Annotated in this window: 18 protein-coding genes; 11 read left to right on the forward strand and 7 right to left on the reverse strand. The window is 46.9% G+C overall.

The window, feature by feature from the left end; translation table 11 throughout:
* Positions 1-66: 66 nt before the first annotated feature.
* Positions 67-954, reverse strand: a complete 888-nt coding sequence (locus tag C3B52_RS30305) for a DUF2167 domain-containing protein (RefSeq protein WP_103110080.1) — start codon at positions 952-954, stop codon at positions 67-69.
* A gap of 238 nt (positions 955-1,192) precedes the next feature.
* Here C3B52_RS30305 and C3B52_RS30310 point away from each other — a divergent pair, with 238 nt between their 5' ends.
* From C3B52_RS30310 to C3B52_RS30320, 3 genes are all read left to right on the forward strand, one after another.
* Positions 1,193-2,074 (forward strand): AraC family transcriptional regulator, encoded by an 882-nt coding sequence (locus C3B52_RS30310; protein ID WP_103110081.1) that lies wholly within the window; start codon positions 1,193-1,195, stop codon positions 2,072-2,074.
* Positions 2,075-2,146: 72 nt separating this feature from the next.
* Positions 2,147-3,625, forward strand: coding sequence for an amidase (locus C3B52_RS30315; protein ID WP_103110082.1), 1,479 nt, complete (start codon positions 2,147-2,149; stop codon positions 3,623-3,625).
* A gap of 110 nt (positions 3,626-3,735) precedes the next feature.
* Positions 3,736-5,169: a DUF1254 domain-containing protein gene (locus C3B52_RS30320; RefSeq protein ID WP_103110083.1), complete on the forward strand. Its 1,434-nt coding sequence runs from the start codon at positions 3,736-3,738 to the stop codon at positions 5,167-5,169.
* Between the two features lie 94 nt (positions 5,170-5,263).
* Here C3B52_RS30320 and catA read toward each other — a convergent pair whose 3' ends face one another.
* The 4 genes from catA to C3B52_RS30340 all read right to left on the reverse strand — a co-directional run bounded on the left by catA (position 5,264) and on the right by C3B52_RS30340 (position 9,123).
* Positions 5,264-5,923, reverse strand: a complete 660-nt coding sequence (gene catA / locus C3B52_RS30325) for a type A chloramphenicol O-acetyltransferase (RefSeq protein ID WP_103110084.1) — start codon at positions 5,921-5,923, stop codon at positions 5,264-5,266.
* A 199-nt stretch (positions 5,924-6,122) separates the two neighbouring features.
* Entirely contained in the window at positions 6,123-7,049 is a 927-nt protein-coding gene (locus tag C3B52_RS30330) for a glycine betaine ABC transporter substrate-binding protein (RefSeq protein WP_103110085.1), read from the reverse strand.
* 11 nt (positions 7,050-7,060) lie between these two features.
* Entirely contained in the window at positions 7,061-7,900 is an 840-nt protein-coding gene (locus tag C3B52_RS30335) for an ABC transporter permease (protein WP_103110086.1), read from the reverse strand.
* Positions 7,897-9,123 (reverse strand): quaternary amine ABC transporter ATP-binding protein, encoded by a 1,227-nt coding sequence (locus C3B52_RS30340; protein WP_103110087.1) that lies wholly within the window; start codon positions 9,121-9,123, stop codon positions 7,897-7,899. The genes C3B52_RS30335 and C3B52_RS30340 overlap by 4 nt, the downstream gene beginning before the upstream one ends.
* Before the next feature lie 335 nt (positions 9,124-9,458).
* Here C3B52_RS30340 and C3B52_RS30345 point away from each other — a divergent pair, with 335 nt between their 5' ends.
* Positions 9,459-10,007: a GbsR/MarR family transcriptional regulator gene (locus C3B52_RS30345; RefSeq protein ID WP_103110088.1), complete on the forward strand. Its 549-nt coding sequence runs from the start codon at positions 9,459-9,461 to the stop codon at positions 10,005-10,007.
* A 272-nt stretch (positions 10,008-10,279) separates the two neighbouring features.
* Entirely contained in the window at positions 10,280-10,840 is a 561-nt protein-coding gene (locus C3B52_RS30350; protein WP_103110089.1) for a cysteine hydrolase family protein, read from the forward strand.
* 63 nt (positions 10,841-10,903) lie between these two features.
* On the opposite strand, the gene C3B52_RS30355 is transcribed toward C3B52_RS30350, so the two are convergent.
* Positions 10,904-11,107 (reverse strand): YwbE family protein, encoded by a 204-nt coding sequence (locus C3B52_RS30355; RefSeq protein ID WP_103110100.1) that lies wholly within the window; start codon positions 11,105-11,107, stop codon positions 10,904-10,906.
* Between the two features lie 98 nt (positions 11,108-11,205).
* Between C3B52_RS30355 and C3B52_RS30360 the strand changes: the two genes are divergently transcribed.
* The 6 genes from C3B52_RS30360 to C3B52_RS30385 all read left to right on the forward strand — a co-directional run bounded on the left by C3B52_RS30360 (position 11,206) and on the right by C3B52_RS30385 (position 17,595).
* Positions 11,206-11,682 carry a hypothetical protein gene (locus tag C3B52_RS30360; protein WP_103110090.1) on the forward strand — a complete coding sequence of 159 codons (477 nt, stop codon included), beginning with the start codon at positions 11,206-11,208 and terminating at the stop codon, positions 11,680-11,682.
* A gap of 209 nt (positions 11,683-11,891) precedes the next feature.
* Positions 11,892-13,514, forward strand: coding sequence for a response regulator (locus tag C3B52_RS30365; protein WP_103110091.1), 1,623 nt, complete (start codon positions 11,892-11,894; stop codon positions 13,512-13,514).
* Positions 13,515-13,540: 26 nt separating this feature from the next.
* Positions 13,541-13,903, forward strand: coding sequence for a response regulator transcription factor (locus C3B52_RS30370; protein ID WP_103110092.1), 363 nt, complete (start codon positions 13,541-13,543; stop codon positions 13,901-13,903).
* Positions 13,900-16,788: an ATP-binding protein gene (locus C3B52_RS30375; RefSeq protein ID WP_103110093.1), complete on the forward strand. Its 2,889-nt coding sequence runs from the start codon at positions 13,900-13,902 to the stop codon at positions 16,786-16,788. The genes C3B52_RS30370 and C3B52_RS30375 overlap by 4 nt, the downstream gene beginning before the upstream one ends.
* Before the next feature lie 204 nt (positions 16,789-16,992).
* Entirely contained in the window at positions 16,993-17,202 is a 210-nt protein-coding gene (locus C3B52_RS30380; RefSeq protein ID WP_103110094.1) for a cold-shock protein, read from the forward strand.
* A gap of 84 nt (positions 17,203-17,286) precedes the next feature.
* On the forward strand, positions 17,287-17,595 hold the full coding sequence (locus tag C3B52_RS30385; RefSeq protein WP_103110095.1) for a hypothetical protein: 309 nt from the start codon (positions 17,287-17,289) through the stop codon (positions 17,593-17,595).
* 39 nt (positions 17,596-17,634) lie between these two features.
* Here the strand turns inward: C3B52_RS30385 and C3B52_RS30390 are convergent, their stop codons facing one another.
* A complete protein-coding gene (locus C3B52_RS30390) occupies positions 17,635-18,735 on the reverse strand; it encodes a histidine kinase N-terminal domain-containing protein (protein WP_103110096.1) in 1,101 nt (366 codons plus the stop codon).
* Positions 18,736-19,135: the final 400 nt, after the last annotated feature.

Raw genomic sequence — 19,135 nt, forward strand, 5'->3', positions numbered from 1 at the left:
AAACCAAAAAAAGACAGCTCTTCCCCGTTCCCATGCGGAGAAAAGCTGTCAGGTCTATCATTCTATTTACGCGGACGGTCTATCCTCATCCGATTCGTTGTGAGCCGCTTTGTTCTTTTTGCCGAGTAGCTTTTTCACCAAGCCACCGATTGCTCCTATGGCTACAACAATCAGAATCCAGCCTTTTTTCGCGAAAGCAAGAATCAGTGCTAAAAAGCCTAATTTCTTCGCGGCAGCAAGTCCAAGTCCACCCAAAATCAATCCAGTCAGACCGTATTCGGCTACTTTATCGGTCTTGGCATCAAAATCGGTATAGCGATGGCCTTCTTTAACCACAAAATTTTTGAGGATAGACGAGCGAAGTGTCGCTTTGTCCTTTTCCAAATTCGCCTGATCGGTTACCAGGATGAAAGAAACGTGACCGGTTCTGGTCAAAATCTGCAGCTTGTAGTTCAGAAATTTTTCTTTGCTTTCTGTTTCCAGCAGCATCGAATATTCCAACTCATGAGTAGCAGCATTGTAGGCAGGCTTCACATTCCAGCCAACTACATGAAACTGCTCCTCCGGCTTTCTTTGTTTGTTTGCCTCTTCTGTGCCATCTTTATAGCTTTGCAAGAGAGCGTCCGCATCGATTTCGTTTTGCTCGTCATCGCTGATGTGACCGGAATCTAGATATTCCATGAACAAAGCCCAGTCCTGGTTTTCTTCGATAGGCAAAACGCTACCGATTTCATCGTTCGTCGGAATATCACCCGTCTGTTGCTCCATTTTGATCGTATCCTCTTTGTTGAGGTAGACCATGTTTTCCGGAACTGTGAATGAGAATTTGCCTTCCATCTCTACTTTTGTTCCAGGCTCCACATAATTTAATTTTTGTTCTGCACTTGCCGGAAGCAGCATTCCAAAACTTAATAGGAAGACCATGAAAAATGATAGCCAAGCTTGTTTACGCATTTGTTACCCCTCAATCCCTTTTTTTTCAAGAACCACCTCATCTTACAAGGAATATTTTCCTAATTCAAAATAAAAATAGAAAATTAAGGATAAATAATTCAATATTACTTAATATAAGCGAACTCTTATTTACTTTTTCGTTACTTTTCTCCTGCACAGACTAGGTATATTTTCTTGCACAATGAATCTGGAAGTTATGGTATCCTACTGGAAAACTATTTCTAGCTCAGAGGGACCCATGAACTATTTGGAAAGCATCGCGGATGCCCTTTCTTTTATCGAGCGTCACTTAACCGAAGTCTTGACAGTGGACCTGGTCGCATCGTCTATCGGATATTCCAAATACCATTTTCAACGCCTGTTTCATCATGTCACAGGAGAAACGGTCGGGCAGTACATCACCAAAAGGCGACTTACAGAAGCCGCCAAATACTTATCGTTGCGCCAAAAAAGCGTGACAGACGCTGCTTTTACCTTTGGATTCGACTCACATGAGGCCTTTACTAGAGCTTTTACCAAGCGTTTTGGACTGACTCCCTCGGCCCTGCGAAAAACGGGAAAGATGCCGCGCTTCGCCATGAAGGAAAAGCTGCAGGTATCTTATCTCCGCCATATCCAGTCGCATCGGATCGAGCCGCTCCATACGACGATTCAATTTGACAAGGAGATTGTCGGATATTCGTGTGACACAATCAGTCAGAAAGACATCCTATTCGGCTGGCAGCGCTTGAGTCAGGCAAAGGAAACTGCAGACACCACTGTAAAAGCTCCCCGCTATGGTGTGCTGCGATATCCGGATGCCTTTGGTCTCGATTTATCTTTCACGTATTTAGCTGGTTTGGAAGCCTCGCCAGTTTCAGTTTTTGAGTCCAAACAAGAGAGCTTGGATGGAGTAGAGCGCTGGAGGCTGCCTGCGGCAAGCTATCTGGTCTTTACACACAAGGGACCAACGCAAAACCTCCCACTCACCTATCAATATATTTACGGCAGCTGGTTTTCCCAGTCAGCCAATCTGCTATTTGCACCGTATGATTTCGAGTATTATGACGAACGTTTTTTAGGCGTGGATCACCCTGACTCTCTTTGCTATATTTACGTTCCTGTTTTATCTACTCCTTAGGTGAAATCGCATTTTCGATCAAGTTTTCCCCAAGCACCTGTCGTACGCTAGGTGGCGAAAGGAGCGATCGATATGCATGAACTCGCCTATGTACCCGCCACACAGGTTGGAGCACTCATCCAGACTAGAAAAGTGAGCGCAGAGGAAGTCACCAAACTCGCATTGCAAAGAATCAGCGATCATAACCCACGTCTAAACGCCATTGTGGCCATGGATGAAGAAGCTGCACTTCACACCGCAAGAGAGGCAGACAAAGAAATCAAGTGCGGCCAAATTCGCGGCCCACTCCATGGCGTCCCGATTACGGTCAAGGATTCGTTCGCCACGACGGGGCTTGCAACCACCTCTGGATGTACAGCACTGAAAGGCTTCGTGCCAGATAAAGACGCTGCCGTGGTCAGCAGATTGAAGCAGGCAGGTGCCGTCCTGCTTGGGAAAACCAATGTATCGCCTCTGCTGATGGATATTCAAACAGACAATGATATTTATGGTCGAACCAACAACCCCTGGAATGATACCCGTACTGCAGGAGGCAGCAGCGGCGGATCAGCAGCCTCTGTCGCTGCTGGACTTTCGTATTTGGATATCGGCAGCGACATTGGCGGATCGCTCCGAATTCCAGCTCATTATTGCGGTGTCTTCAGTCTAAAGCCAACGGAAGGTGCGGTACCCGCGTCCGGTCATATGCCTGGCTTTGAAGGAATGGCTGACTATGCTTCTTCTCGTCATTTGGCTTGCTATGGTCCGCTCACTCGCTCCATTGAGGATGTACGGGCAGCCTTTGCGATTATTGCAGGGAGTCAGGGATATGCAGGGGGATTGCCGAATGGACCGCAGGCTTCTTTTCCCTCACCGTCAACCTCTCCGCTGCGGGTAGGCTGGATAGACGAGCTGCCAGGCTATCCCGTCAGCAGCTCCATTCAAGAAGCGCTTCGCCGCTTTGTCCAGAAGCTGGCTTCGCAAGGTATCTTAGTAAAGCAGATCACCTCTCCTCCATTCGATATCCGGGCAGCGTGGGAAACATGGGGAAAGATGATCGATGCCGAGCTAAACTCGACTGCCTCCATCATCCAAAGAGGTCTATCCTATCTGGCAACACGTAAGGTAAGCCAGGAAGTCCCTACAGCGAGCATGCTTGTCCCGCTCACATTTAAAAATTACATGCGCGTGTTGACCAAGCGTGAGCAGCTAATCCGCAGCTTTGAGCAATTCATGGCAGGATATGACGTGCTTCTATGCCCGGTTAGCAGCACAACCGCCTTTCCGCATCTCCAAAAAACAAAGATGGTAGGCTATCAGCCCATCTACAAGGAGCCGCTGTACATTGACGGCAAGCCACAAAATTACTGGATCGCCACCACTTATTATGCGAATCTGTTTAACGTGACCGGAAGTCCCGTCGTAACAATGCCGATTGGCTTTGACACAGATGGACTTCCCATTGGCATCCAGTGTGTGGGCAAGCGCTGGCGTGATTACGATCTACTGAACACCACAGGTGTCTTGGTCGAGGCGTGCGAGGAATGGCAGCCCCCTTGCGCGTTGACGTGAGCTTAGCCATCCTTTTTTCGGATGGCTTTTTCTTTTGCATAAAATAGCCATGCTCCCGCGAAGAATACCAGTGCATATCGAATGACTTTTATCGGTACTGGAGGGTCAATATGCTTCGCAATCGAAAAAAAATCTTTGAGCTTTTTATTTCTGTTCTCTGCTTCGCATTAATCCTGCCGGTCGCTTTGACGGTGCATGCAGCACAAACCAAGCCCCCTACCCCTGAGCCCTTTCCCATGGCCCAAAGGCTAAAGCAGCTCGGGCAGTCTCAGGAGGACCTCGCATATTCACTTGGCATTCAGGCTTATGTGTATGGCTATCCTCTCGTTCTTACTGCCAAAACGATGGGTGAAATGACTCAAACTCGCGCGCCGCTCAATCAGTTTTTCTATTCGGAAACACTGGCTTCCCCTGCGTTTCGGGATATTGTCACTCCCAACTCCGATACGTTGTATATGAGCGCCTGGCTTGATTTGTCACAGTCTCCGATGATCCTGAAGGTGCCTGACAACCCGCAGAATCGCTACTACACCGTACAAATGCTGGATGCCTACACGAATACGTTTCGCAATGTATCCAATCGCTCCACCAAGCAGCAATCCGGACGCTATATGATTGCTGGCCCCAATTGGAGAGGAATTATCCCGGCCAATACCGAGCTGATTCAAACACCAACGGATACCGTTTGGCTAATCGGACGAGTAGAAGTAAAAGATGAAGGCGATTTGCCACAAGCGGTTGCTTTTGAAAAACAGATTACACTCTCGCCCATGCTCCAAACGAAGCAGGCCGCTGTCCCACAAGTATCTCCGACGATTCCAGTCGATGCGCTCACATCGTTATCTTTTTTTCAGATCATGACAGAGATGATTCGCAAAAATCCGCCACCAGCCTGTGATCGCGTCTTGCTCGACCAGTTCGCTCTAGCAGGAATTGACACAGAGCATGGCTTTTCTCCTGACAAGCTCCGGCCTGCTACAATTGCTGGACTAAAACGAGCTCTGACAGACGCTCCCCAGATCGTGCAAAATGGCTTTGTTCCTTATACGACGGTTCGCAACGGCTGGGGTTCTTTTTCACCTATCGGCACCTATGGCAACCAATTTCTCGCGCGTGCCTTCATCGCTTATTCCGGCCTCGCTGCCAATGTTCCTGAAGAGGAAATGTACTTCCGAGCGTATACCGATGAACGCGGCGCAATGCTGACAGGCACCAAACGCTACACGCTGCATTTTGCAAAGGATCAATTGCCGCAAACATCCGCTTTTTGGTCGATCAACATCTATAACAATCAGCTTTACTTGGCGAGCACCGCAGCAAATCGCACCTCGATTCGCAGCAACACAGGTACGCTCGTCTACAATTCGGATGGCTCCCTCGATCTATCCATTCAAAAAGAACCGCCGCCAGGCAAAGAAGCAAACTGGCTTCCTGCACCAGACGGTAATTTCAATCTAGTACTCCGGGTTTTTGCTCCCACACCGGATACTGTCGGGAAAGCGCATGCGTGGCCACCCATTCGTGAGAGTAAAGGTGTGAAATGAGCTACTGAGGCATTTGCAAAAAACAAGGCGGACACCAATAGATGTCCGCCCATGTCTATTCACTCTCACAGCCGCAAGCTTATTTGACAGCCACTCACCGAACAATCAGCCAATCCTTGCAATCCGTTGCCCATTTTTGCAAATCGGTTAGGAATAGACTCGCATGATATCCGTCACAAACTGCGTGATGAACTTGCAGGGAAACTGGCAGCAACGTCTTGCCTTCTTGCTCAAAATATTTTCCACTTGTGATGATCGGCAGCAAATACCTACCATCACCGAATATGTTCAAATTAAAGCCGGTAAAGCTGACCCATGGAATGCAGGAGACAGGGAAGGTATAGGGCGGCTCCATTTCTTTTGCCACGATTCCTTTAGTGTCGCCATACGTTTTCATGTCAGTTGTATAGTTTTCATTAAACAGATAGAAATCATCTGAGAAATCCGTCCACATTGTCGAAAACGTTTGATCATCCTGGTGAAAAAAAGTATAGCTGGGCAGCATTCGCTCCCAATACCCCAAATGCCCCTCTGCGTCGTAAGTCGTCCTGAACTCAGGGTGCGCATTGACCGCCTTTGTCACCATATAGAGAAAGGCCGGATACAGCTTTACCCCTTTTTCTCGAAGAAGCACACGCAATTCAGTGATATCGATATTTGCCGTCATACTGAAGGTGCATCTCACCTGGTTCAAATAATGATCAAAGTAAGGCTTTCTTTTCCAATTGTCCAGATCGATTCGATGAAATTCCATTTGGTTAAACCTCCTAAAATGATTAGATCTTTTGATTTTAGGAGGTTACTTTGCGTGCGATTTTCATGGCACTCATTCCTTTTTATATGGTGGATTGCCGTGTTTCTCCACCATCTTACCATGCCCGGTCACTTCATTCATTAGGAAAAGGCACCGCCCCCCACATAAAGGGACAGTACCTTTCACTATCGTAATTCCTTTACTTCTTCAAATCCTCAATGGAGTTGATCTCCATGTAGCTAGGTACTGCCAATCCAAGCTTGGTCCCGGTCAGATTAGGTCCGAGGTCCTCCACGTCTTTACCCAGCTTTTTAAAGTAGTCTTCGTGCGTAGTTGGCAGCCATGCTGCTACCATGCCATCCACATCGCCATTGGATACACCTACCCACATTGGACCAGCTTCGACCTGGCTCATCTCTACTTTATACTTCAGCTTTTGCTCCAGAACGGTCTTCACAACGTTCGTGCTGGCAATCTCAGAATCCCATGCCACATACGCGAGGGTCAGCTTTTTGCCTTCTGCCGGCTGGATGCCCTCTACCCATTTATTCACGGTCGCCTCGTTGTTTTTTACCCACTCGGCTGCTGCATCCTCAGGCTTTTTGCCTTCTTGAATGGCAAGCATCACTTTTTCCATGTCCTCTGGAGTCCAGGAGAAGTTGTCGAGGAAAGCATACGCGCTCGGCTGATCTTCCTTCAAGCCTTTGCGAACAATCGTGTGAATTTGTTCATCCTTCCCAAACACACCTTTTGGGTCTTCCAAGTATTTCATCTCAAACTTGGAGAACATCCAGTGCGGTGTCCAGCCTGTGACGATAATCGGCTTTTTGTCCTTGTATGCCTGAGTCAGGGCAGCAGTCATCGCTGCGCTGGAGCCCTCAACCAGCTCCCAATCCTTGAGATCGTATTCTTTCATCGCTTTTTCGGTTGCTTTCATCAAGCCAGCACCTGGGTCAATCCCGATAATTTTGTGGTCTACCTGAGCCCCTACACTATTCGGTGCTGCAGTACCCGTATTATCACCTGCAGGCTTGTTATCCTGCGGCGCTCCTCCACTTGAGCAGCCTGCCATTACCACGGAAAGTCCAAGTGCAACTGCCAACCCTTTCAAGGTACCCTTTTTCATGAAAACCCCTCCTACGCTTTTTTTCTCTTTCCGACACTTTGCGTGATGCGGTCAAGCAGAATCGCCATGATAACGATAGCGAGACCTGCCTCAAAGCCTTCCCCGATTTTAATCTGCGTCACAGCACGATAGACGTCCGCTCCCAATCCTTTCGCTCCGATCATGGACGCAATGACGACCATGGACAAAGCCAGCATAATACTCTGGTTGATCCCCGCCATCATTGTCGTCTTTGCAATCGGCAGCTGAACTTTAATCAGCTTTTGCCAGTAGGTCGAACCGAAAGCATCAGAAGCCTCGATTAAATCTGCAGGCACTTGGCGAATCCCCAGGTTGGTCAAGCGGATCGTTGGCGGCATCGCAAAAATGACGGATGCGATGACTCCCGGCACTTTCCCAAGCCCGAAGAAGAAGATCGCTGGAATCAGGTAGACAAACGCTGGCATCGTCTGCATGAAGTCGAGCAGCGGCGTCACGATCTTTTGCACCGAATCATTCTTGGCGCACCAGATCCCTACCGGAATACCGATCACCACCGAGATCAGTCCTGCTGTCAGCACCAACGCAAGTGTTTCCATTGAATGCTCCCAATAACCCAGATTCTGAATCAGAAGAAGTCCAATGAATGTAAAAAGAGCAATCGTCCACTTCCCAGCCCGATAGGCTAACAACGTAAACAAAATGATAATCAGCCAGAATGGGAGTCCGGTCAAAATCCAGTTAAACAGATCGACCGTTCCGCCAATCCCTGTTGAAATCGCGTCAAATAAAAATCCCAAATGCTCATCGAGTCCATCTACAATGGTTTCTACCCACTCATCTAGCGGCAGCTTCGGAATTAATTGGCTCATTCCTTATTCACCTGCCCTTCCTCATCCACTGGTAGTGGATTCTCGTGATTTACTTTTCCTGCCAGACCGCCCAGGACGGCCCCTTTTACAATGACACCCAGCAAACGGTTTTGTTCGCCAATTACAGCTACAGGAATATCGGAAAACGCGACCAGATCGAACAATTCATTGAGCAGCGTCTGCGGGCCAACGGTTGGCACTTCTGTTCGCAGTACTTCCTCCAATGTTTTACCTTCTTGCTTGGCTCCATTCACAGCATCAGCGGTCAGGACACCGAGCAATGTCTTTTTCCGATCTACCACGTACAGACTGGACACACCGCGATCTCTCATCAATTGCAAGGCGACGCGAGGTCCTTTGTCTAACGTAATCGTTTCTGCACGCTTCATTACGTTTTCCGCAGACAAGACTTTGGAGCGGTCTACGTCTTCCACGAAACGTTCCACGTACTCGTTTGCCGGATTCGTCATGATTTCTTCCGGGGACCCGATTTGCACAATCGCGCCATCCTTCATTAAAGCGATGCGATCCCCGATCTTCAGCGCTTCATCCAAGTCATGTGTAATAAAGATGATCGTTTTTTGCATGGTGCTTTGAAGCTCCAAAAGCTCATCCTGCATATCCTTGCGAATCAGCGGGTCCAAGGCACTGAACGCTTCATCCATGAGAAGCACGTCAGGATCATTGGCAAGTGCACGGGCTAGCCCGACACGCTGCTGCATTCCCCCACTCAGCTGATCTGGATAGCTGTTTTCCCAACCACCAAGACCTACGAGTGCAAGTGACTCTCTCGCTTTAGCCTCTCTCTCTGCCTTGGGAATGTTTTGCACCTCTAGCCCATACTCGGCATTCTCCAGTACCGTTCTGTGCGGAAACAAAGCGAACTTCTGGAATACCATGCTCAGCTTTTTTCGACGAGCCTCTTGCAACTGCTCGGTATTCATACTGACGATATCCGTACCGTCTATTAAAATTTTGCCTTCTGTAGGCTCAATCAACCGATTCAGCAAGCGAACCAGTGTCGATTTCCCACTACCCGAAAGCCCCATGATGACGAAAATTTCGCCAGCATGCACTTCAAAACTCGCTTGGTTAACCCCTAAGGTAAGACCCGTTTCCTTTACGATCTCTTGTTTGGTCTTTCCTTGTTTGACTAGGGGCAGTGCACGACTTGGCTGACGTCCAAAGATTTTGGTCAAATTTTCTACTTTGATCTTGGGCATATGGTCACCTCCAACTTTTACACCCGATTCCGGACTGTTCTTCTTCCATATAAGGATTGATAAGCGCGACCCACGTATCAGCGGCGCTCCTCCTTGATGAGGCATCGATCGGTGTTTCTTACCCTTACAATTGTAACGAAGCACTTTTTTTACCTCAAACTGGGTGAGCCACGATAATCGGGCATTTTCAGCGTTCAGAAAAAACTTTACGTACTTTTCTTTCTGTATTCGCAGTTTTACTCGTACATACTGTACAATATCTCCATTTACTTTTTGCTTTTAGAAACGTACAATTCTATTCAGGTGAAAATGACTAGAGGAGCTGCTCTTTTCAAATGGATACGAACCAGGAAAAAATCCTCGAAAAAGCTCAAGCACGCGTAATCGAGACCCTTGCCCGCAACATGGATTTGTATGGTATCACCATGTCTACAGGGCTGTTGTACGGTACTTTGCTATTTCAGGACAAGTCAATGACGCTCGATGAAATGGGAGAAGCGCTGGGGATGAGCAAGACCAGCATGAGTACCGGCGTTCGCACGTTAATGGACTTAAATATGGTAGAAAAAATATGGAAAAAAGGGACGCGGAAGGATCACTATGAAGTGAATCTGGATTGGTACCAGAACTTCATTGATCTGTTTTCGGTTAAGTGGAGACACGCCTGTGAGCAAAACGTACACGGCTTGAAAAAGTCGCTCCAGGAGCTTCGCGCCCTCAAAGAAATGGAAGATCTCACGGACGAAAACAAAGATCGTGTGAACCTGAGCATCCAGCGCATCGAAAATGGCTTGGAATACTATCTGTGGTTGTCTCGGCTGATCGACTCCTTTGAATCACATGATATCTTTCAGTTTGTACCGAAAAAGGAAAACGAATCATAAGACATAGGGAAAGAGAAAAAGACTCTTTTCTTTACTGGCATCGCAGTAGAGAAAGAGTCTTTTTCCGTTAAAAAATGTCTAAAAATTACCACTTCTATGATACAATTCGCTTAGAGAAATCCGGCACTCATTTGTGCGTGGGTTCCATGACACGGAAGGAGCTGGTGATGATGAATACATATATCATTCGGAATGCTAATAGATTTGTTCGCACACTACAAAACAAAAAGGGGGCGTCCCTGCGATAGTCCCCCTTCTCCAAGGAGGAGCTTATGATTAGAACAACTGCACTTTTGGTGATTGATGCACAAGTAGGAATCATTGAAGGGCCAGGGATTGGTCCTGTCCATGAGCCTGCACGATTTGTTCATACAATGCAGGGCGTTATTGAAAAGGCACGCAGCCAAGCCATACCCGTTTTCTATGTGCAGGATGTAGATGTTGCCGATCACGGTACTGACGCTTATGCGATTCATCCCGCGATCGCTCCGCTTCCTGGGGAACCGATTATTCAAAAGAAAGCGACAGATTCCTTTCATGGAACGGATCTGCATGAGCAGCTACAGTCTCACGGGATCAATCATCTGGTCATCATGGGCTGCAAGACAGAGTACTGCGTAGACAGTGCCTGCCGAAAGGCGACGACACTCGGATATGATGTTACGCTCGTAAAGGATGCCCACTCCACCACTGATAATGCGGTATTGCAAGCGGAGCAAATCATCGCTCATCACAATACGGTCTTGCATGGGCTGGGGAATCTGGAGCCGTTTGTTATCGTGCGGGGATCTGATGAAGACGTGCTGGTGCCTAGCCATGATTCGTATCGGTAACTCGTTTTTTCATTTCACGACATAAGCAAAAAGGGCAGACTGTCATCGCAGCTGCCCTTTTTTTCATTCCCCTCTTTTCACGATCTCCTGTACTCTCCCCACCTGACCATCTGTCAGTCGCACTTTGATCCCGTGCGGGTGGGTGCTGGAATTGGTCAATATATCCTTTACTATTCCCCGTGTCCTTTTGCCCGTCCTCTGGTCCTGCTTTAAAACGATATCAACTTCTAGTCCAGCCACGATGTCTTTTCGGTTTTTTCCACTCATCTTATCCCTCTTTTCTTCTATATAACGTTCCCTTTTCATTCTTTCTGTCCTCCTATGATATAATCGACGGATAAATCCATCTACCTACGGAGGAATCCATGCTTACTTTTGAAGAAAAACTGGCGATTATTGAATCTTTCCCACAGCTGACTCGCAACGACGTCTCTCTCAAACGCATCAACTTCCATTATGAAGAGAGCCTTCATGATAAAAAAACAGTCGTCTATCACTTGCATCCGAACGGAAACGGCTTTGTTTTCGCTGCCTTCCTGAAAGGCTATCAAAAGGATGACAAAGGCTACGTAAATATCCGCGACTTCTCCGAGGATCAATTGCGCACAGTTATTGAAGCCTCGATTAACTCTCTGTCTGTCAAACGTGAGCTCGCCCCCCAAAATGCTTCGACACCTGAGCAAGTCGAAGAAACGTGGATCGACAAAAAAGGAAACACACTGCTGCTCCAGCAGGAGGATGCTCTGTTTAATGTATACCATGGCATGAATCTCGAGGCTTCCTTTGAATCATACGTAGAAGCAGAACAGTATCTGCTCGACGAAGAGTTTACCCGTCAGTAACGTAATTTCTACTATTTCATGAAGTGTTACCTACTTCCCTGCCAGCCTCTCTTACTACGATCAGATCATCCATTGGATAAACCCTCCTGATATGGTACACTTCCTCCTAGTTGCGAGTAAATGATCAAACGAATGACCTTTGAACAATGCGTACAGGCAGTCAATTTGACTGCTTGTACCGCTATGGAAAACAGGGGGAACAAACAAGTATGCGGAAGTATAGAGAGACTCTTCTCTTTCATATTCATAAACAATTGGAAACGTGGTTCAGTCTGGACGGGCCTATCTCCCACGAGGATCTGTATCGCTTCCTCCATTCATTAAAAGGAACTTCTGGCACGATTGGTCTGGCTGATTTGTCCGATCTCTCCCAAACCTTGCTCGATCAAATGGAACACATGCAGGCAAAAGAGTGGCAAACACATGAATGGCGCCCGTTTTTACTTGATTTGATCGCACTTTGCTATGAGCATCACCCTGAACAAGAGGTGCTGCTGGAAGATCCTACCCTTAAACGAGAGAACAACTACGAAAACCAGCCTCTTATTCTCATATTAGATGATGACGTGACGCTTTTAATGTATTTGAAAGAAAATTTGGAGAAGCTTAATTGGTCAGTTATTGCTACTGTGTATCCGCACAAGGCGCTCGATTATTTTCACGACATGAACCCAGACTGCTTGATTCTGGACTTGAACATTCCAGAAACGGGTGGTTTTCAAGTCATGCAAACACTTAGTGAAAAAATCAAAAAACAGTATGTGCCTACAACCGTGGTCAGTATTGATTGTGACCGACAGACGCGGTTCCATGCTTATCGACTCGGCGCTGATGACGTCATGTGCAAGCCACTCGACATCGAGGAACTTGCCGTTAGATTGGAGAGACAGCTGCGCCGCAAGCGCTGGATGGACCGGATTTTATTTGTAGATGATTTGACAGGAGTATACAATCGCAATTCTCTCTCCGATACATATAAAAGGCTTCTTTCTGATGCCCAACGGACTTCAACTCCTCTGTCCATCGGCTTTTTGGATATTGATCATTTTAAAGGTGTAAACGACACGCATGGCCATTTGATCGGGGATCAGGTATTGAACAGATTCGCGACTTTCATTCAATCACGTGCAGAAAAGCATGATATTTTGTTCCGTTATGGCGGCGAAGAGTTCCTTTTGCTCATGCCACGAACCACTGTACAAGAGGCGAAGCTGCGGTTGGAGCACATACTAGACGCCTTTACCAAAGAAGTATTCGATTCTCCCGAGGGAGCTTTTTCCTTGAGCTTTTCAGCAGGTGTTGTACAGATCGACGACGCAGAAAAGCCTTTTCCTCTCTGGGTAGAAGCTGCAGATACGGCCTTGTATACAGCAAAAAATCTCGGCCGCCGTAGAATTGAGGTCGCTGCACAGACTGACGAAACTGAAGTCCCTAGCGTCAAAATAAAGGTAGCGATCATCGATGACGATTCCATGATTCGCACGATGCTTGTCGATTCAGTCCAAGCCAGCTTTGATGGCTGGATGTATGCTGATGTTCAGCAATTTCAGGATGGAGAGGCTTTTTTCAATAACAACTGGCATCTGGGTCCTGAGTCGTACCTCGTCATTCTTGACGGAATTATGCCCAAAATGGACGGATTGGAAGTCTTGCAAAGAATCAGGAATTTGCCGAATGCAAAGCGTTATACGATCATCATGCTCACAGGCCGTACAGAAGAACAAGACATTGTCCGTGCGCTGCAGCTCGGAGCCGATGACTACATGACCAAACCATTTAGCATGCGGGAGCTAGAAGCGAGAATCAAGCGCTTGGTAAAACGAGTCGTATAACAACGAATTTTGTTGGAGGAAAAAAGATGGCAACCATACTGTTAGCAGAAGACGAAGCGGTATTGCGCATGTTGATTGGAGATACCCTCGAGGACGAAGGACACGATTTGGATATCGCTTGCGACGGAGAAGAAGCCCTGCAAAAAATCGGTCAAAACGAGTACGACCTGATCATTTTGGATTACATGATGCCCAAGCTGACTGGATATGATGTCTTGACCCAGGTTAAGCAAATGCCAGAAAAGGAGGCAGTTAAAATCTTGATCCTCTCCGCGAAAAGCCAGCATACTGAACAAGAAAAGATGCGGGCTGCCGGAGCCGACGATTTCATGCCGAAACCATTTAGCCCGAGTGATCTGGTACGCAAAGTGGAGGAAATGCTTGCATGAATGATCTTCGACAGCTCCTGAGGAAGAGCATCACTCGTCGTTTTACGGCCATGATGCTCTTGTTCCTCTCCCTGATCATCGCTGGAGCGGCAATCGTTCTGTCCTTGAATTACAAAGCTTTTACCGAATATCAGACGACATTGAAAGCATCCAAACAAAAACAGGATTTAATCGTAGAAATTAAGGAACACACGAATCAGATCATTTTTCGCGCAAGAGGCTATTATGCTTTTTTAAGTCCGTTTGAGTACAATGAACTTTTTATCGAGAAACAGAAATTAGAGCAATCAATAAGTGCATTCAAAAAGCTTCCGTTGACCAGTGAGGAACAAAATCTCGTTACCTCTATTGAGAACTTTTTCAATAACTTTTTTACCAACGTGTTCCCTACTGCGTCTAAATATGCACAAACCGGAGATTATGAGGCACTTCGTAAGTTCTCTTCCAGTGGCTTGAATCAAGAGGTCAACAATCTGATATTTTACGCTACCAAATATTCCAAAGAGAGCGAAAATATGTTGATGCAGGAAAATCGCCTCTTATTTGAGGACCTGACTCGGCAGAGCTCCTGGTTTATCCTGTACATTCTCATGGTCCTCGGTATTTCGCTTTGGGTAAGCATCCGAACGACTAGAGATATCGGCAGCCCTCTGGTACGTCTTGCTGCAGAAGCTGATCGCTTCGCACAAGGTCATACCGCTCAGCTACCCGATCTGGATCGTCTGGACGAAATCGGCAAGCTCACCCGCTCGCTCGACTTTTTAATGAAGCAGATCCAGTCCAAGGAAGAAATCCTCATGGCCCAAAACGAGGAGCTGCTCGCCCAGCAGGATGAGCTGATGGTGCAGCAGGAAGACCTCCAAGAAGCTCTCGCCAAAATGGAGATCAATGAGCGCTATCTCGAAAAACGCAATCACCTCGTCCAATCACTATCCAATACATTGGATAAACGAGAGCTTTTGTCGAGCATCATACGCAACACCACTGAGGTCATGGATGCAGACAAGGGCGTTATCGTTTTGTTGAATGCAGAGCAAGATGTCGCTAGCTTTGGCGTTTCATCTACTGGCGTAGATCAGCTATTGCACGGTCTTGCAGATGGCCCGCTTGTGCGGCTTCAGGAAACCAAAGAACCTTATGTCCTTTTGCGTGAAAGCACAGTAGGAGAACAAGGCTACCTGGAGGAAGTGTCTCATACGTCTGTTCTCTACCTGCCTGTGTTGAATGCAGTGCAGGAAGTGGTCGCCTGCATGATTTTTTCCCGCTTCGGCCGCAAAATCGCAGAACAGGATCAGCTCCTGGCCATCGGTCTCGCCAAGCAAATCTCGTTGGCTTTAGACAAGCTGGCCATGTATGAGGAAACAGAAAAGCAGCGTCAAATGACACAAGATATGCTCGATACTGTTCAGGAAGGCGTGCAGCTTGTTCATTTAAACGGTGCCACTCTGCAGGTGAATCGTACCTTCTGTGAGTTATTGGACTATAACAGCCTGAGCGAGATGCAAGGGCATCATCTCGATTATTTCTTCTCTCATCTGAAAAATCGTACTCGCGATTCTGATCGCTTGATTCAGTACATCCATTCTGTTGTCATGGAAGAAGGCGAATTACCTTCTGGCAGTCTTGTTTTTGAATTGACTCACCCGCAAACCCGGTATATTCAGCTGTACGCAGAACCTCTATACCGTCATCAGGAAAAATGGAGTACACTCCTCGTCTACCGGGATATTACCAAAGAGTACGAGATTGACCAGATGAAATCAGAGTTTGTCAGCACGGTCAGCCATGAGCTGCGCACACCGCTTGCCAGTGTCCTCGGTTTTGCCGAGCTTTTATTGAATAAAGAATTGAAGCCGGAACGTCAGCAGCGCTACATGACCGCGATTTATCAGGAGGCAAAGCGACTCACCTCCCTGATTAACGACTTTTTGGACTTGCAGCGTATGGAGTCTGGCCGTCAAACCTATGAAGTCGAAAAAGTAGCGATTGACCAGCTGATTCGCGAGGTATTCAGCTCTTATCGCATTCAATCCCCCGCTCACACGTTCCAGCTTGATTTGCAAACAGAACAGACGGCTATTTTGGGAGACCGGGATAAATTGCGTCAAGTGCTCGTAAATTTAATCAGCAATGCCGTGAAATACTCGCCAAGAGGCGGCCGTATCCGCGTCACCTGTCGAGAAGCGGGCAAGCAATTGCTCATAGACATTCAGGATGAGGGTTTGGGAATACCGGCGGAAGCCATTCCGCATTTGTTCACCAAGTTTTACCGCGTCGATAATTCAGATCGCCGTGAAATTGGTGGAACAGGACTCGGGCTTGCGATCGTACAAGAGATCGTGAACATTCACCACGGAGAAATTGCGGTTACTTCAGAATCTGGACAGGGCAGTACGTTCACTGTCTCCTTGCCATTGCCTGAAGAGCCTCTTGCAGTGACAAGCTCTGAGCGCACGGACAATCCTCACGCTTCCTCTGGTCAATCCAATGGACAAGTCGTGATCATTGAGGATGATGTGAACCTGTCTGAGCTGTTGCGTGATGAGCTGATCGGTTCCGGGTTTACTGTCTACTCCTTTTCTAAAGCCGCTGAAGCCATGGAGACGATAGATAAGCTACGCCCCGATGCCGTTGTACTCGACCTCGTTTTACAGGACGGTGATGATGGCTGGAAGGTTATCCAAGCCATGCGGGAAAATCCAGAGCTACGGACAATACCGATCGTCATCTCCAGTGCATTCGAGGAAAAGAAAAAGGCATTCGAGCTCGGTGCCAAAGGCTATTTGATCAAGCCTTATCATCCTGATACGCTGTCAAAGGCGATCTTGCTCGCGATTACCAGCAATGAATCTACCGGACAGATCCTCATTCCTGATCAAGAATAAGCTTTTCTTTTGAATAGAAAAAAAGGCAACGGAGTCTGACTTCCGTTGCCTTTTTGCTTTCGTCGATTCCTTTTGCCGTAAGACCCCACTGTTGTGATATGTGTTTTTTGGCAGGCAAGAAAATACTTGGTATAAATATGTCAATTTCATCATACATTAATAGAGGTTATTACGTGCACGATGCCCCGCAAAGGAGGAGTTTTTATGTATTTCTCTAAAAAAGCAATCGTTCCAATCGAAGAAGAGGAAACAGATGTATGGATGTGCAGCAATGATGGCTGTACATGCTGGATGAGAGATAACTTTTCCTTTGATGCAAGCCCTAACTGCCCCTTTTGCCAGTCCGAAATGGTAAAAGACACGCGCATGCTCCCCGTTCTGACCAATCACAACAACCAGAAAAAAACTCCGTAAGTGCTCAGCTTCTTTTTTCTTGCGGGTATTCGCCCTCTTGCCTACAATTAGCTCATGGCAGACGATAGGTAGAGGAGCGTAGTTATGAATCGAAAAGAAATGGAAGAACAAGTGATTCAGGCTTACCAGCGAGATGAAGGCATGATGATTCTTGTGTTCGCCCAGTGGTGCGTCAATCACGATCTGGACGCACAGGCCTTGTATCGACAGGCATATCCCGCTCAATCCGACAATCCCTTGCTAACGCAAATGCTGGAAAACACCGTTCCCAAAAACGAGGCGGAAGAGATCCCAGACACAACATTGCTTAGCGTATTGTCCTTGTTCGGTAACGATGACCTGGCCTTTGTCGTGCACGAAGTCATCGAGCAACGAAAACAAAATAAAGAGTAGTGAACAAAAGTCACACTTTGACGTGTGGCTTTTTTCTCTTTACGATTGGAGAAATTCCATGGAAAACACCGTGCGATCCTCAGAAGACTCGCAGGTTATGGTTCCTCCATGCTTCTCAATGATTTCTTTGCAAACATACAAGCCAATACCCGTCCCTAATTCCTTGGTTGTGAAAAATGGCTCAAAAATAACCGCTTGCAAATCAACGGGAATAGGTAGTCCATTATTTGCAATCGTGATGATCGCTGCCCCCTCTTTTTGAAAGGCCTCAATCACAATCTCCTTGTCCCCCACCTTTTTTTGGAGAGCATCCAGCGCATTTGAGATGATGTTGATAAATACCTGCTTTATCTCGTCTTTGTACCCATCCAATGTGAGCTGTGGATCGATGCTGCATTTCATATTTGCATTTACATCTACGATATTCGGATACAAAAACGCCAGAATTTCCTCAAAAAGATTTTGCATATGAAAGAGCTCTTTTGTTTTGTATACCGCTCCCTTTTTGGAGACGAGCAAAAATTGTGACACGCGATAATTCAATTGGTACAGTTCATTCTCGATAATATCGACATACGGCAAAGAAGGAAAATCTTCTTTGAGCAATTTGGAAAACCCAATAATCGAGGTCAGCGGATTACGAAATTCGTGTACAAAGCTGGCCGCCATTTGCCCCAAAATCGTTAGTCTGTCCTTATGGGATCGCTCAATGAACATCTTTTTTTCTTCCAGGTCGCTATCCTTCATTGACGTGTATTGCGAAACAGCGTGGACCAGGAAAATGTCAAAGCACTCATTGATCTTAATCAGAGCTGGTACCAGCGTGGTAGGTGAAAATGGGCCTTTTTGAAGCAAGTCAAAAACTAACTGCCTTCCCAGGCAAACGTTGTATACAAAGTCACCAATGTTAATTTCTGCTTGGTTTCGCTCATGCGCAACCTTGTAAGCCAAATGCTTTATATCCTCTTGGGAGATCCTGTCACTTAAATATCCCACGACCAATCGATACATAGCCTGTCCATTTAAATGAATCATTCCCCGGTATTGGTCATGTTCGGCTACGACGATCTGCTTCCTAAACTCCTCCACGACTTCTGCCTCGTGCTTCTCCAAAAAAAATGTTAAGTCATCCAATGGCATCTGTTTCCACTCCGAGTGATTAGGCATAGGCATTTCGTTCATATTATACTATTAACCGATAGAATTAACTAAATATTTTCACTTATTAACAAACATGTTTTCTGCTCCACCGTATCCTGGTTTGCAAAAGGCAAGACTCTCTTATACGAACTTCCTTTCAACGTTTATTCTCCCGATAGAATAAGAAAACCTCTATCGAGGCTTTCTCAAGAGGAGCGACCGCGTTTTTGCGGATAGTAACAAAAAAAAGACTGCCCTGAAGCAGCCTACTATGGAACTGACCCCATAACGTGAGACAAATCAAAACACCTTCAAGAGAATGCGACCATGTCGTAAGATATGGGGACAACTTGGAGGTGTTTTTCTGTGGCAACGAGAGTAAGCTATCCCGCGGAAATTA

Origin of the sequence: Brevibacillus reuszeri (assembly GCF_002897295.1) — a bacterium.
Classification (GTDB): domain Bacteria; phylum Bacillota; class Bacilli; order Brevibacillales; family Brevibacillaceae; genus Brevibacillus; species Brevibacillus reuszeri_A.